The sequence below is a fragment of the Streptomyces filamentosus genome (assembly GCF_014654895.1).
Classification (GTDB): Bacteria; Actinomycetota; Actinomycetes; order Streptomycetales; family Streptomycetaceae; genus Streptomyces; species Streptomyces filamentosus.
Genome location: NZ_BNBE01000001.1, coordinates 3,755,063 through 3,768,779, shown reverse-complemented (window position 1 = coordinate 3,768,779; position 13,717 = coordinate 3,755,063). Strand labels below are relative to the sequence as shown.

The 13,717-nt window shown below is 72.7% G+C and carries 10 protein-coding genes; 6 read left to right on the top strand and 4 right to left on the bottom strand.

All coding sequences use genetic code 11. The features are described from left to right. Positions 1-210 precede the first annotated feature (210 nt). Both IE326_RS16995 and IE326_RS16990 read left to right on the top strand, forming a co-directional pair. Positions 211-1,131 (top strand): sugar phosphate isomerase/epimerase family protein, encoded by a 921-nt coding sequence (locus IE326_RS16995; RefSeq protein WP_190041930.1) that lies wholly within the window; start codon positions 211-213, stop codon positions 1,129-1,131. Between the two features lie 387 nt (positions 1,132-1,518). Then, positions 1,519-1,716: a helix-turn-helix transcriptional regulator gene (locus tag IE326_RS16990; protein ID WP_030749886.1), complete on the top strand. Its 198-nt coding sequence runs from the start codon at positions 1,519-1,521 to the stop codon at positions 1,714-1,716. Positions 1,717-1,782: 66 nt separating this feature from the next. Here IE326_RS16990 and IE326_RS16985 read toward each other — a convergent pair whose 3' ends face one another. After that, positions 1,783-4,050: an MMPL family transporter gene (locus IE326_RS16985; protein WP_190041929.1), complete on the bottom strand. Its 2,268-nt coding sequence runs from the start codon at positions 4,048-4,050 to the stop codon at positions 1,783-1,785. Positions 4,051-4,215: 165 nt separating this feature from the next. On the opposite strand from IE326_RS16985, the gene IE326_RS16980 reads away from it, so the two are divergent. Beyond that, a complete protein-coding gene (locus tag IE326_RS16980) occupies positions 4,216-4,887 on the top strand; it encodes a TetR/AcrR family transcriptional regulator (protein WP_150228278.1) in 672 nt (223 codons plus the stop codon). Here the strand turns inward: IE326_RS16980 and IE326_RS16975 are convergent. After that, positions 4,862-6,088, bottom strand: coding sequence for a cation:proton antiporter (locus tag IE326_RS16975; protein WP_150228279.1), 1,227 nt, complete (start codon positions 6,086-6,088; stop codon positions 4,862-4,864). The two genes, IE326_RS16980 and IE326_RS16975, sit on opposite strands and share 26 nt — an antisense overlap. Positions 6,089-6,152: 64 nt before the next feature. Here IE326_RS16975 and IE326_RS16970 point away from each other — a divergent pair, with 64 nt between their 5' ends. The 3 genes from IE326_RS16970 to IE326_RS16960 all read left to right on the top strand — a co-directional run bounded on the left by IE326_RS16970 (position 6,153) and on the right by IE326_RS16960 (position 9,649). Continuing rightward, complete coding sequence (locus IE326_RS16970; RefSeq protein WP_190041928.1) at positions 6,153-7,097, top strand: PrsW family intramembrane metalloprotease; 945 nt, start codon at positions 6,153-6,155, stop codon at positions 7,095-7,097. Between the two features lie 48 nt (positions 7,098-7,145). After that, the gene (locus IE326_RS16965; protein WP_030749905.1) at positions 7,146-7,370 is read left to right on the top strand and encodes a heavy-metal-associated domain-containing protein; all 225 of its coding nucleotides are present in this window, start codon (positions 7,146-7,148) and stop codon (positions 7,368-7,370) included. 74 nt (positions 7,371-7,444) lie between these two features. Continuing rightward, positions 7,445-9,649 carry a heavy metal translocating P-type ATPase gene (locus IE326_RS16960; RefSeq protein ID WP_190041927.1) on the top strand — a complete coding sequence of 735 codons (2,205 nt, stop codon included), beginning with the start codon at positions 7,445-7,447 and terminating at the stop codon, positions 9,647-9,649. Between the two features lie 367 nt (positions 9,650-10,016). Here IE326_RS16960 and IE326_RS16955 read toward each other — a convergent pair whose 3' ends face one another. Beyond that, a complete protein-coding gene (locus IE326_RS16955) occupies positions 10,017-11,306 on the bottom strand; it encodes a citrate synthase (RefSeq protein ID WP_030749912.1) in 1,290 nt (429 codons plus the stop codon). Positions 11,307-11,484: 178 nt separating this feature from the next. After that, positions 11,485-13,716 (bottom strand): SF1B family DNA helicase RecD2, encoded by a 2,232-nt coding sequence (gene recD2 / locus IE326_RS16950; RefSeq protein ID WP_190041926.1) that lies wholly within the window; start codon positions 13,714-13,716, stop codon positions 11,485-11,487. Between the last annotated feature and the right edge of the window lies 1 nt (position 13,717).

Sequence of the window (13,717 nt, the reverse complement as noted above, 5' to 3'; positions counted from 1 at the left end):
TGCCACCTCTCGACTCCGGCGTCCGCTCCCAGGTCTAGTCGCCCGTCGGGAGGCGTGTCAACGACATGTCCGGACATTCTGATGACTACCGGACGGCCGCCGGACGAGCGGCGGACGAGCGGCGGACGCCCCCTGGAGGGGTCCTGGAGGGGGTGGCCGGGACCGGCGGTCGTCTTGACGCTGGTCCGGGGCGCGGTCAAGGTGGCTGGCATGACGAAGCCGTCGTTGCCGTCGCCGTCGCCCTCCCGCATCCGGATCGGTTCCGCCCCGGACTCCTGGGGGGTGTGGTTCCCCGACGATCCCCGGCAGGTGCCGTGGCAGCGGTTCCTCGACGAGGTGGCGGGGGCGGGCTACGAGTGGATCGAGCTGGGGCCGTACGGCTATCTGCCCACCGATCCGGCGCTGCTCGCCGAGGAGACCTCCCGGCGCGGGCTGCGGGTCTCGGCGGGCACCGTCTTCACCGGGCTGCACCACGGGCCGGCCGTGTGGGAGCGGACCTGGGCGCACGTGGCGGAGAACGCGGCGCTGGCACAGGCGATGGGCGCCCGGCACCTGGTGGTGATCCCCTCCTTCTGGCGGGACGACAGGACGGGTGAGGTGCTGGAGGACCGGGTGCTGTCGGCGGAGCAGTGGCGGCACCTGACGACGCTGACCGAGCGCCTCGGCCAGGAGGTGCGGGAGCGGTACGGGCTGCGGATCGTGGTCCATCCGCACGCCGACACCCACATCGACGACGAGGAGAGCGTGGCCCGCTTCCTCGACGCCACCGACCCGGAGGCGGTGGCGCTCTGCCTGGACACCGGGCACTACGCGTACGCGGGCGGGGACAGCGTCAAGCTGATCGAGACCTACGGGGAGCGCATCGGCTACCTCCATCTGAAGCAGGTGGATCCGGCGGTGCTGGCGGGGGTGCGGGCCGAGGGGCTGCCGTTCGGCCCGGCGGTGGCGCGGGGCGTGATGTGCGAGCCGCCGGCGGGGGTGCCGGAGCTGGGGCCGGTGCTCGCGGCCGCGGCGGCGCTGGACGTGGAGCTCTTCGCGATCGTGGAGCAGGACATGTACCCCTGCGAGCCGGACGCCCCCTACCCGATCGCGCTGCGCACCCGCGGCTACCTCCGCTCCTGCGGGGTGTGACCGGGGAGAGCGGACAGGACGGGACGGGCCGGCAAGCGGGGACGGCGGCGCACGGGGACGCGCCTGGGGGTGCGACCGGGTGCGCGGCCGGGAACAGGGCCGGGGGCATGACCGGAGGGGCGGCCGGGGACAGGGCCGGGGGCTCCGGCGCACGGAAGCGCGCCGTGGTGACCGTTCGTCACTTCTGTCACGGGCTTCGCCTTTCTGTCACGCATGTCTCGGTTACGCGGGTTCCACGTCACAGGCGTTCGACAGCCGCTTCCGGGCCGTCCGGACCGGTCGTTCTCCGGGCACAGGCTCAGTGATCACCGACGCCACCGCCCGCAGCGCCCCCGAACGGCACCCCCGCCACCGCTGCACGGCACGGGGCGTGAGGGAGGTACAGGCATGACGGACAGGAACCTCTGGTCGTACAAGGACATCGCCGCCCACATCCGGGTCCAGCCGGACACGGTCCGCTCCTACCGGAAGCACGGGCTGCTGCCGCCGCCCGACCACGTGGAGGGGGGCAAGCCCTTCTGGTACGCGGACACCGTCCGTGCCTGGGTCGCGAACCGTCCGGGCAACCGGGCCCGCCGCGACTGACCCGTCCGTCCGGCCCGCGCGGCGCCGTCCTCCGGTGGAGTCCGGAGGGCGGCGCCGCGGTGCGTCTCAGCTCCGGCTGCCGACGGGCTCCCGTATCTCCTCCGCCCCCTCGGGAGCGGGAGCGGGGGCGGCCGGCGGCTCGGACTCGCTGATGCCGAAGCGGTCGTGGAAGCGGCGCAGCGGGCCGGGGGCCCACCAGGTGAGCCGGCCGGTGAGCTTCATGACGGCGGGGACGAGGAGGCTGCGGACCACCATGGCGTCCATGAGGACGGCGAGGGCGACGCCGAGACCGAGCATCTTGGTGTTGGTGACCCGGGAAGTGCCGATGGCGACCATGACGACGGCGAGGATGACGGCGGCCGCGGTGATGAGCCCGCCGGTGCGGGCGAGGCCGAAGCGGACGGCTCCCTCGTGGTCGCCGGTGGTGTCGTACTCCTCCTTGATGCGGGAGAGCAGGAAGACGCCGTAGTCCATGGAGAGGCCGAAGGCCACGCAGAACATGAGGACCGGCAGCGTGGTCTCGATGTCCCCGGTGGCGGTGAAGCCGAGGAGGCCGGAGAGGTGGCCGTCCTGGAACACCCAGACGACGGCGCCGAACATCGCGGTGAGGCTGAGGGCATTGAGGACGACGGCCTGGAGGGGGATGAGGACGCTGCCGGTGAGCAGGAAGACCAGCAGCAGGGTGACGAGGACGATGACGGCCGCGGCCCAGGGCAGCCGCTCGCCGATGGCGTCCTTGGAGTCGACGAGGACGGCGGCCTGTCCGGTGACGGAGGTCGTGAAGGGGGCGTCCGCGGCACGCAGCGCGCCGACCGCGCGCTGGGCGTCGTCGCCGACGGCGGAGCCCTCGGGCAGCACGCTGTAGTAGGCGTGGGCGCCCGTGCCGGTGCCGGAGACGACGGGGCCGTCGACCCGGACGACGCCGTCGAGGGCGGCGATCCGCTCGCGGTAGGCGGTGTACTCGGCGGGGGTGGCGGCGCCCTCGGCGAGGACGGTGAGGCTGCCGCCGGGGTCGCCGGGAAAGCCGGTGCGCAGCTCCTCCTGGACGACGCGGGAGGAGGCGGTGGCGGGCAGCTGCCGGTCGTCGGCGGTGCCGAACTTCACGCCGAGGAAGGGCAGGCCGAGCAGGACGAGGCCGGCGGTGGTGAGGACGGCGAAGACGGGGGCCCGGCGCATCACCAGGCCGGCGGCCCGCGACCAGCCACCGCCCGCCCCGGCGTCCTTCCCCGGGGCGCGGCGGCGGCGCAGCAGGCGGCGCAGGTCGAGGGCGTCGACCCGGTGGCCGAGGAGCACCAGGGCGGCCGGGAGCAGGGTGAGGGCGGCGGTCGCGGCGAGCAGGACGACGGCGATGCCCGCGTAGGCGAAGGAGCGCAGGAAGTACTGCGGGAAGACGAGCATGGCGGCGAGCGAGACGGCGACGGTGAGGGCGGAGAAGAGCACGGTCCGTCCGGCGGTGCGCAGGGTGGTGCGGACGGCGGCGGCGGGGTCGGCGCCGGCGGCCAGCTCCTCGCGGTAGCGGCGGACGACGAAGAGCGCGTAGTCGATGGCGAGGCCGAGGCCGAGCGCGGTGGTGAGGTTCTGTGCGAAGACGGAGACGTCGGTGAACTCGGTGATGCCGCGCAGCACGGCGTTGGTCCCGAGGATGGCGACGATGCCGACGCCGAGCGGCAGCAGGGCGGCGACGGCGCTGCCGAAGACCATGACGAGCAGGACGAGGGTGATGGGCAGGGCGATCAGCTCGGCCCGGAGCAGGTCCTCCTGGATGATCTCCTGCATCTCGTGGCGGACGGCGAGGCCGCCGCCGAGGGTGACCTCCAGGGGGCCGTGGGTGCCCCGGTACTCCGGGGCGATCCGGTCGAGGACCTCGCCCGCGGCCTTCTCCTCGCCGGGGATCCGGGCGGCGACGACGGCCTGGGTGCCGTCCTCGGAGCGGAGCGCGGGCGAGCCGGTGGTCCAGTAGGAGCCGACGCCCTCGACGCCGGGCTCGGCGGCGAGCCGCTCGGTGAGTCGGCGGGCCTCGGCGGCCGCGGCGGGGTCGTCGACGCCCGCCTTCCCGGTGTCGACGAGGAGGATCAGATTGGGCTGGGAGCCGGGGAACTCCCGGGCCAGCGCCTCGGTGGCGTAGGTGGATTCGGCCGCCGGGTCCTCCCAGCCGCCGCTGCCCATCCGCTCGGCGACGCCGCCGCCCGCGAGGACCGCGAGGGCGGTGAGGACGAGGGCCACCAGCAGGGTGAGCCGGGGGCGGGCGGTCACGAACCGCGTCCATCCCCCGGTCGCGGGCGGCGCCGTGCCCCCGCCGCCCCGCACGGGGGGCTTCTCCTTGACTTCGGACATGACGCGGTGTCCCCTTCACCATGGCCCTCGCGCTCGCTTCCCGGCAGGTCGCGTGGGCCGCCCATTGCCATAGACTGGCAAACACGAGTGATCGCTCGCGTAATCAAAGAATGCGAGCGACCTCTCGTGTTTGTCAACGCGTATCGAGAAGGGCTGGGGACAGACATGTCCGAGGACCCCAAGCCGCGCCGCCGGCAGGCCCGCGGCGAGCGCCGCATCTCCCAGCTGCTCCAGGCCGCCGCGGACGTGTTCTGCGCGAACGGCTACACCGCCACCAGCACCAACGCCATCGCCCGCGAGGCCAAGGTCTCCCCCGGCACGCTCTACCAGTACTTCCCGAACAAGGAGGCGATCGCCATCGAGCTCGGCGGGCGCCTCGTCCACGAGATGCGCGAGCGGCACGGCCGGATCTTCACCCCCGAGAACGCGGCACTGCCGCTGCCGGAGCTGATCGACGCGGTGCTGGACCCGATGATCGAGTTCAACTGCCTCAACCCGGCCTTCCTCGCCCTGATGCACGGCTCGGACGTGCCCGGCCGGATCGCCGAGGAGCACGACGAGCTGCACGCCTCGCTGCTCTCCCAGGTCCGCGGGCTCATCGGCGCGCGGGCCGTCCCCCCGCTCCCCGCCGACCGCCTGGACCGGGTCGCCGACATGGCCTTCGCCGTCTTCAAGGGCGGGCTCGCACTGGTCGTCGCCGCCCCCGAGGGGCCCGCCAGGGAGGCGGCCGTCGAGGAGCTGAAGAAGGTGATGTACCGCTACCTGGCGCCGGTCGTCGGCGAGGCCGTGCCCGCCGGGGCGGCCGGGGCGCTCACCACGCCTCCGACGACCCGCTGACCGGCTCCCCCTCTTCCGCCCCCTCGGGCGTCCGGTCCCGGCCCGCCCGCACCCGCAGCGCGAGCAGCGGGAAGACCAGGACGGAGACCATCCCGGCGCCCACCAGCGCCGCCGCCTCGCCCGCCGCGAGCGCCCCGTCGTCCAGGCCGATGGTGGTGATGGCGACGACGAGGGGCAGCGCGGTGGAGCCGTACAGCACCAGCGCGCCCCGGTCCGTCCGGTCGAGGTCGCGCGGGGCGAGGAACCACATCGGGCCGCCGCGCACCACGAGGAAGAGCAGCAGGAAGACCGGCAGGAGCAGCAGCGACCGGCCGCCGGAGAGCAGCGAGTCCAGGTCGAACTCGATGCCGGTGACGACGAAGAAGACCGGCACGAGGAAGCCGAAGCCGACCCCCTCGACCTTCTCCAGGATCTCCGGGCCCGCCTCGGGCGCGGCCCCGGTGAGGACGAGCCTGGTGATGAGCCCGGCGGCGAAGGCGCCGAGGAGGACGTCGAGGCCGAGGGCCGTCGAGGCGCCGAGCATCAGCGCGATCAGCAGGAAGACGAAGCGGACGGCGAACTGTCCGCTGGTGTGCAGGGTCCTGGCGATGACGGTGGCGAACCACGGCGGCCGGGGCCGCAGCGCCCAGTAGACGGCGGCGACGGTGAGCGCGGCGAAGACCGCGAGCAGCACGGTCGACTGCGCCGCGGTCCGCCCGCTGAGCAGCAGCGCCATGGCGATGATCGGCCCGAACTCGCCGACCGCGCCGAAGGCCATGACGACCGAGCCGAAGCGGCCCCGCAGCCCGCCGGAGTCCCGCAGCACGGGCAGTACGGTGCCGAGGGCGGTGCTGGTGAGGGCCACGCCGATGAAGACGCCGGTGGAGTAGCCGCCGCCGAGCAGGACGCCGGCGGTGAGGCCGAGCGCGAGCGCGACCAGCCAGGCCCACACCGAACGGCGGAGGGTGTCGCCGCGGACCTTGCCGAACTCGATCTCGTACCCCGCCAGGAAGATCAGCATGGTGAGGCCGAGCTCCGAGAGGCCGTCGATCAGCTCGTCGGAGCGGGCCCAGCCGAGGACGTCGGGGCCGACGAGGATGCCGAGGAGGATCTCGAAGACGGCGAGCGGGACGGGGATCCGGCGCCCCGTCCAGTAGGCCAGCAGCGGCGCCAGGACGGCGATCGCCATGATCAGGACGAGCGTGCTCCCCGAATGCGACATATCGGGTATTTACCATAAGCTCCGGTCAGACGCCCTGTCGGCGGAGGGACTTGGAGGCCCGCGGATGTACGACCACCGGACGACGGCCCAGCCCCCTCCGCAGCCCCCGCCCCCTCCGGCACAGGCCGGACCGCGCCCCGGCCTGTGGAAGCGCTGCCTGGGGGGCGGCCTGGCCCTGTGGGCGCTGACCGCGGTGGTCACCTACGCCACCGCCAACACCACCCTGCTGCCCACCCTGATCCTGCTGGGCAGCTTCCTGGTCCCGGGCGTCTTCGTGCTGTGGGCCTACGAGCGGCACGGCCGCGACCTCGGGCTCCCGGTGATCCTCGGCTGCTTCGTCACCGGCGGCATCCTGGGCGTCCTCGGCGCCTCGGTCATGGAGTACTACCTGCTCCACCCCTCCCTGTGGATGTTCCTCGGGGTGGGGCTGATCGAGGAGGCGGTGAAGCTCGCGGCCCTGATGTTCGTCGTCCGCCACCGGCCGTACCTGCGCGGCCGGCGGGCCGGCCTGGTGCTCGGCGGGACGGTCGGCTTCGGCTTCGCCGCCTTCGAGAGCGCGGGGTACGCCTTCAACGCGGCCGTCACCATGGACGGCATCGACCTGCGGTCCCTGCTGGAGACGGAGATCCTCCGCGGGGTGCTGGCCCCCTTCGGGCACGGCCTGTGGACGGCGATCGCGGGCGCGGTGCTCTTCTCCTTCCGCCGCCCCGACGGCCGCTTCCGCCTCGCCGGTCCGGTGGTCGGCGCCTACCTGGGGGTGGCGGCGCTGCACGCGCTCTGGGACTCGATGCACGGGATCGCGCTCTGGCTGGTGCTCCGGATGACCACCACGGACCTGGACCGCTCGCTCTTCGCGCAGGGGTACATCCCGCAGCCCACGTCCGAGCAGGAGCACCTCTTCACCCTCTTCTCGGTGGGCGGTCTGGTGCTGGTGACACTGGTGGGGCTGGCGTGGCTGAGATCGCTGGCGCGACGCGATCCGGACCCGACTGGATTTTATACCCCCTAGGGGTATAGCATCGCGGACGTAAGGGTCCGAACCGAAGAGGAGCAACCCATGGCCGCCGAGACGCAGACCGAACTCACCACCGTCTACCAGGTCAAGGGCATGACCTGCGGCCACTGCGAGGGCGCCGTCTCCGGCGAGATCTCCGCCCTCCCCGGCGTCTCCTCCGTCACCGCGGTCGCCAAGACCGGCGAGGTCACCGTGGTCTCCGCCGCCCCGCTCGACCGCGAGGCCGTCGCCGCCGCCGTCGACGAGGCCGGCTACGAACTGGTCTGAGCCGCCGCCGCACCGGTGTCGGAGCGGGGCCGTACCGTTGCGGTACGGCCCCGCTCCCCTTTTTGGAACCGCACATGCCCAGCACCACCGTCACCGAGCTGACCATCGGCGGGATGACCTGCGCCTCCTGCGCGGCCCGCGTCGAGAAGAAGCTCAACCGGATGGACGGCGTCACCGCGACCGTCAACTACGCCACCGAGAAGGCCCACGTCGAGCACCCGCCCGAGGTCGGCGTCGACGAGCTCATCGCCACCGTGGTGAAGACCGGCTACACCGCCGAGGAACCCGCGCCGCCGGAGCCCGCGGAGGACCCCGGCGCCGATCCCGACCCCGAGCTCGCCGCGCTGCGCCGCCGGCTGCTCGTCTCGGCCGTCCTCGCCGCCCCCGTGGTGCTGCTCGCCATGGTCCCCGCCCTCCAGTTCGACAACTGGCAGTGGCTCTCCCTCACCCTCGCCTCCCCCGTCGTCGTCTGGGGCGGCCTCCCCTTCCACCGGGCCGCCTGGACCAACCTCCGGCACGGCGCCGCCACCATGGACACCCTGGTCTCGGTCGGCACCCTCGCCGCCTACGGCTGGTCCCTGTGGGCCCTCTTCCTCGGCGACGCCGGGACGCCCGGGATGCGCCACGGCTTCGACCTCACCGTGGACCGCGCCGACGCCTCCTCCGCGATCTACCTGGAGGTCGCCGCCGGCGTCGTCGCCTTCATCCTCCTCGGCCGCCACCTGGAGGCCCGTGCCAAGCGGAAGGCCGGCTCCGCCCTGCGGGCCCTGATGGAGCTGGGCGCCAAGGACGTGACCGTCCTCAGGGACGGCCGGGAGGCGCGGGTGTCGGTCGACGGCCTGCGCACGGGCGAGCTCTTCGTGGTGCGCCCCGGGGAGAAGGTCGCCACCGACGGCACCGTCGAGGAGGGCTCCTCCGCCGTCGACGCCTCGCTGCTCACCGGCGAGTCCCTGCCCGTCGACGTCGTCCCCGGCGACCCGGTCACGGGCGGCTGCGTGAACGTCTCGGGCCGGCTCGTCGTGCGGGCCGGCCCGGTCGGCGCCGACACCCGGCTCGCCCGCATGGCGAAGCTCGTCGAGGACGCGCAGAGCGGCAAGGCCGAGGTGCAGCGGCTCGCCGACCGGGTCTCCGCCGTCTTCGTCCCCGTGGTCCTGCTGATCGCCCTGGCCACCCTCGGCTTCTGGCTCGGCACCGGCGCGGGCGCGACCGCCGCCTTCACGGCCGCCGTCGCCGTCCTCATCATCGCCTGCCCCTGCGCCCTGGGCCTGGCCACCCCGACCGCGCTGCTCGTCGGCACCGGCCGGGGCGCCCAGCTCGGCATCCTCATCAAGGGCCCCGAGGTGCTGGAGTCCACCCGCCGGGTCGACACCGTCGTCCTCGACAAGACCGGCACCGTCACCACCGGCCGGATGGCCCTCACCGGGGTCCACCCGGCCGCCGGGACCGACGAGGAGACGCTGCTGCGGCTCGCCGGGGGCCTGGAGCACGCCTCCGAGCACCCGGTGGCCCGGGCCGTGGCCGCGGGCGCCGCCGAGCGGCTCGGCGTCCCCGCCGACGCCCTGCCCGTCCCCAAGACCTTCGAGAACGTGCCCGGACTCGGCGTCCGCGGCTCCGTGGACGGCCGGCTCGTCCTCGCCGGCCGGGCCGCCCTGCTCGCCGCCGAGGAGGTGCCGGTCCCGGCCGGTGCGGAGCCCGGCGCCGTGCTCGTCGCCTGGGACGGGGTGGCGCGCGGCTCCCTGACCGTCGCCGACGCCGTCAAGGACACCAGCGCCGAGGCCGTCGCCCGGCTCCGCGGCCTCGGGCTGCGGCCCGTCCTGCTCACCGGCGACCACCGGGCCGTCGCGGAGGCCGTCGCCGCCGAGGTCGGCATCGACGAGGTGATCGCCGAGGTGCTGCCGGAGGAGAAGGCGGGCGTGGTCCGGCGGCTCCAGGCCGAGGGCCGTACGGTCGCGATGGTCGGCGACGGCGTGAACGACGCCGCCGCGCTCGCCACCGCCGATCTGGGGCTCGCCCTGGGGACCGGCACGGACGCGGCGATCGAGGCGAGCGACCTCACCCTGGTCCGGGGCGACCTGCGGGTCGCCGCCGACGCCATCCGGCTCTCCCGCCGGACCCTGGGGACGATCAAGGGAAATCTCGCATGGGCGTTCGGCTACAACGCGGCCGCCCTGCCGCTCGCCGCGGCCGGCCTGCTGAACCCGATGATCGCGGGCCTGACCATGGCTTTCTCGTCCGTCTTCGTGGTGACGAACAGCCTGCGGCTGCGGCGGTTCCGTTGATTTCACCTACGTGTGACGCACAAGTCCTTCACAAAGAGACCTAGATCACAGATATTGGGGGGTAACCATCTGGGCTGTTCGCGAGTCTAAGTGGGCGATGCCAGAACGTCTTGGGGGACGTTCGCCGGGATGTCTTGGGGGACGTCCCGACAGGCAAGCGCGGCCGGGGCACGTGCAGCGGGGAGCTTGAGCGGCCCTCCCGTACGTACCCCGGCAGACCGCGCACCGGACGCCCGGCCCGGATCCCGTGGGGGGAATCCGCACCGGGGATATGGGAAGCGCCCCGCTCGCCGACCCGTGGGGGGATCGGAGAGCGGGGCGCTTCTGTACGTCCGGGAGGCTCCCAGCCGGCCTGTGCGGGGCCGGCTCAGCGCTCCTCGACCGGGACGAAGTCGCGGAGGACCTCACCCGTGTAGATCTGGCGCGGGCGGCCGATGCGGGAACCCGGCTCCTTGATCATCTCGTGCCACTGGGCGATCCAGCCGGGCAGCCGGCCGAGCGCGAAGAGCACGGTGAACATCTCGGTCGGGAAGCCCATCGCGCGGTAGATGAGACCCGTGTAGAAGTCCACGTTCGGGTAGAGGTTGCGCGAGACGAAGTAGTCGTCGGAGAGCGCGTGCTCCTCCAGCTTGAGCGCGATGTCCAGCAGCTCGTCGGACTTGCCGAGGGCCGAGAGGACGTCGTGCGCCGCCGCCTTGATGATCTTGGCGCGCGGGTCGAAGGACTTGTACACCCGATGGCCGAAGCCCATCAGGCGGACGCCGTCCTCCTTGTTCTTCACCTTGCGGATGAAGGAGTCGACGTCGCCGCCGTTGGCCTTGATGCCCTCCAGCATCTCCAGCACCGACTGGTTGGCGCCGCCGTGCAGCGGGCCCCACAGGGCGGAGATGCCGGCCGAGATCGAGGCGAACATGTTCGCCTGCGAGGAGCCGACCAGGCGCACGGTGGAGGTCGAACAGTTCTGCTCGTGGTCCGCGTGCAGGATGAGCAGCTTGTCGAGCGCGGAGACGACGACCGGGTCGAGGTCGTACTCCTGCGCCGGCACCGAGAACGTCATGCGCAGGAAGTTCTCGACGTAGCCGAGGTCGTTGCGCGGGTAGACGAACGGGTGGCCGATCGACTTCTTGTACGCGTACGCGGCGATCGTCGGGAGCTTCGCGAGCAGCCGGATCGTCGACAGGTGGCGCTGCGTCTCGTCGAACGGGTTGTGGCTGTCCTGGTAGAAGGTGGACAGCGCGGAGACCACCGAGGACAGCATCGCCATCGGGTGGGCGTCCCGCGGGAAGCCGCGGAAGAAGTTCTTGACGTCCTCGTGGACCAGCGTGTGCTGGGTGATCTCGTTCTGGAACGTGGAGAGCTCTTCGCCCTTCGGCAGCTCGCCGTTGATCAGCAGGTAGGCCACCTCCAGGAAGGTGGACTGCTCGGCCAGCTGCTCGATGGGGTAGCCGCGGTACCGCAGGATGCCCTGCTCGCCATCGAGGTAGGTGATGGCGGATTTATAGGCGGCGGTGTTGCCGTATCCGCTGTCCAGGGTGACCAGCCCGGTCTGGGCTCGCAGCTTGCCGATGTCGAAGCCCTGGTCGCCGACGGTGCTCTCGACCACCGGGTAGGTGTATTCACCGTCCGCGTACCGCAGTACTACAGAGTTGTCGCTCACGTCATCCCTCACCGACGTAGTGCCTCTTCTTCGAGGTGCCCTGACTGTCTCTACCATCCCCCACTCGGCTCAGGAGAGTGCACTCGGGGTCGCCATTGGGCCAATCGGCGGCACTCAGTGCCGCCAACCTGCTCATCCTGCCCCCTTCGCCCCGGTTCCGGAAGCCCTCCGTGATCTTTCACACGGGGGCGCCCCCTGTGAGGCGATGGGCCAGTGCGGTAAAGCGCCGGCCCGCCGACACCGTGCGGACCGCCTGGGCGATCGCACGGCGCGAGCCCACCAGGACGACGAGCTTCCGCGCCCGGGTCACGGCCGTGTAGAGCAGGTTCCGCTGGAGCATCATCCACGCACTCATGGTGACCGGGATCACCACCGCCGGATACTCGCTGCCCTGCGAACGGTGGATGGTGACCGCGTACGCGTGGGACAGCTCGTCCAGCTCGTCGAAGCCGTACGGCACCTCCTCGTCCTCGTCCGTGCGGACCGTCAGCCGCTGCTCCACGGGGTCCAGCGCCGTCACCACCCCGACCGTGCCGTTGAAGACCCCGTTCGCCCCCTTGTCGTAATTGTTCCTGATCTGGGTCACCTTGTCCCCCACGCGGAAGACCCGGCCGCCGAACCGCTTCTCCGGAAGGTCCGGACGGGCCGGGGTGATCGCCTGCTGGAGCAGGCCGTTCAGCGCGCCCGCGCCCGCCGGGCCCCGGTGCATCGGTGCCAGGACCTGCACGTCCTTGCGGGGATCGAGGCCGAATCTGGCCGGAATCCGGCGGGCCGCGACCTCGACGGCCACCCGCGCCGCGTCCTCCGTCTCCTCCTCGGCGAAGAGGAAGAAGTCCGGCAGCCCGTCCGTGCGCGGCGGCACGCCCTCGTTGATCCGGTGGGCGTTGACGACCACCCCGGACTGCTGGGCCTGCCGGAAGATCCGGGTCAGCCGGACCGCCGGGACCGGGCTCCCGGGGGCCAGGAGATCGCCCAGGACCTCGCCCGCACCGACCGAGGGCAGCTGGTCCACGTCCCCCACCAGCAGCAGGTGGGCGCCCGGGGCGACGGCCTTCACCAGCTTGTTCGCGAGCAGCAGGTCGAGCATGGACGCCTCGTCGACCACGACGAGGTCGGCGTCGAGCGGCCGGTCCCGGTCGTACGCCGCGTCCCCGCCCGGCTTCAGCTCCAGCAGCCGGTGCACGGTCGACGCCTCGGCGCCGGTCAGCTCGGCGAGCCGCTTGGCCGCGCGGCCGGTGGGCGCCGCCAGCACCACCCTGGCCTTCTTGGCCCGGGCCAGCTCCACCACCGAGCGGACCGTGAAGGACTTGCCGCAGCCGGGGCCACCGGTGAGGACCGCGACCTTCTCCGTCAGCGCCAGCCGGACCGCCTGCTCCTGTTCCGGCGCCAGGGAGGCCCCCGTGCGCTCCGCGAGCCACGCCAGCGCCTTGTCCCAGGCCACGTCCCGGAAGGCGGGCATCCGGTCCTCCGGGGCCCTCAGCAGCCGCCGGAGCTGCCCGGCGAGGGAGAGCTCCGCGCGGTGGAAGGGGATCAGGTAGACCGCCGTGACCGGCTCCCCCTCCGGCCCCGGCACCACCTCCCTGACCACCCCCTCGGGGTCCTCCGCCAGCTCGCCGAGGCACTCGATGACGAGCCCCGTGTCGACCTGGAGCAGCTTCACGGAGTCGGCGATCAGGCGTTCCTCGGGGAGGAAGCAGTGGCCCTGGTCGGCGGACTGGGAGAGGGCGTACTGGAGGCCCGCCTTCACCCGCTCGGGGCTGTCGTGCGGGATGCCCACGGACTGGGCGATGCGGTCGGCGGTGAGGAAGCCGATGCCCCACACGTCGGCGGCCAGCCGGTAGGGCCGCTCGCGCACGACGGAGATCGAGTCGTCGCCGTACTGCTTGTAGATCCGGACGGCGATGGACGTGGAGACGCCCACGGTCTGGAGGAAGACCATCACCTCCTTGATCGCCTTCTGCTCCTCCCAGGCGGCCGTGATGTTCTTCGTCCGCTTCGGGCCGAGCCCCGGCACCTCGATGAGCCGGCCGGGCGACTCCTCCAGGATGTCGAGGGTCTCCAGGCCGAAGTGCGTCGTGATGCGGTCGGCGAAGACGGGGCCGATGCCCTTGACCAGGCCGGAGCCGAGGTAGCGGCGGATGCCCTGGATCGTGGCGGGCAGCACCGTCGTGTAGTTGTCGACCTGGAACTGCCGCCCGTACTGCGGGTGCGACCCCCAGCGCCCCTCCATCCGCAGCGACTCCCCCGGCTGGGCGCCGAGCAGCGCGCCGACGACGGTGAGCAGCTCCCCCGCGCCCCGCCCGGTGTCGACCCGGGCGACCGTGTAGCCGCTCTCCTCGTTGGCGTACGTGATCCTCTCCAGGACCCCCTCGACCACGGTGGGACGGTGCGGCTGACCCTCGTTGGACATG

What these genes read in the sequence shown, in the direction of transcription:
- IE326_RS16965 (WP_030749905.1), top strand. Translation starts at nt 7,146, where the DNA reads ATGGCCGCCGAGACGCAGACCGAACTCACCACCGTCTACCAGGTCAAG.
- recD2 (WP_190041926.1), bottom strand. Translation starts at nt 13,716, where the DNA reads ATGTCCAACGAGGGTCAGCCGCACCGTCCCACCGTGGTCGAGGGGGTC.
- IE326_RS16985 (WP_190041929.1), bottom strand. Translation starts at nt 4,050, where the DNA reads ATGTCCGAAGTCAAGGAGAAGCCCCCCGTGCGGGGCGGCGGGGGCACG.
- IE326_RS16960 (WP_190041927.1), top strand. Translation starts at nt 7,445, where the DNA reads ATGCCCAGCACCACCGTCACCGAGCTGACCATCGGCGGGATGACCTGC.
- IE326_RS16980 (WP_150228278.1), top strand. Translation starts at nt 4,216, where the DNA reads ATGTCCGAGGACCCCAAGCCGCGCCGCCGGCAGGCCCGCGGCGAGCGC.
- IE326_RS16990 (WP_030749886.1), top strand. Translation starts at nt 1,519, where the DNA reads ATGACGGACAGGAACCTCTGGTCGTACAAGGACATCGCCGCCCACATC.
- IE326_RS16995 (WP_190041930.1), top strand. Translation starts at nt 211, where the DNA reads ATGACGAAGCCGTCGTTGCCGTCGCCGTCGCCCTCCCGCATCCGGATC.
- IE326_RS16975 (WP_150228279.1), bottom strand. Translation starts at nt 6,088, where the DNA reads ATGTCGCATTCGGGGAGCACGCTCGTCCTGATCATGGCGATCGCCGTC.
- IE326_RS16970 (WP_190041928.1), top strand. Translation starts at nt 6,153, where the DNA reads ATGTACGACCACCGGACGACGGCCCAGCCCCCTCCGCAGCCCCCGCCC.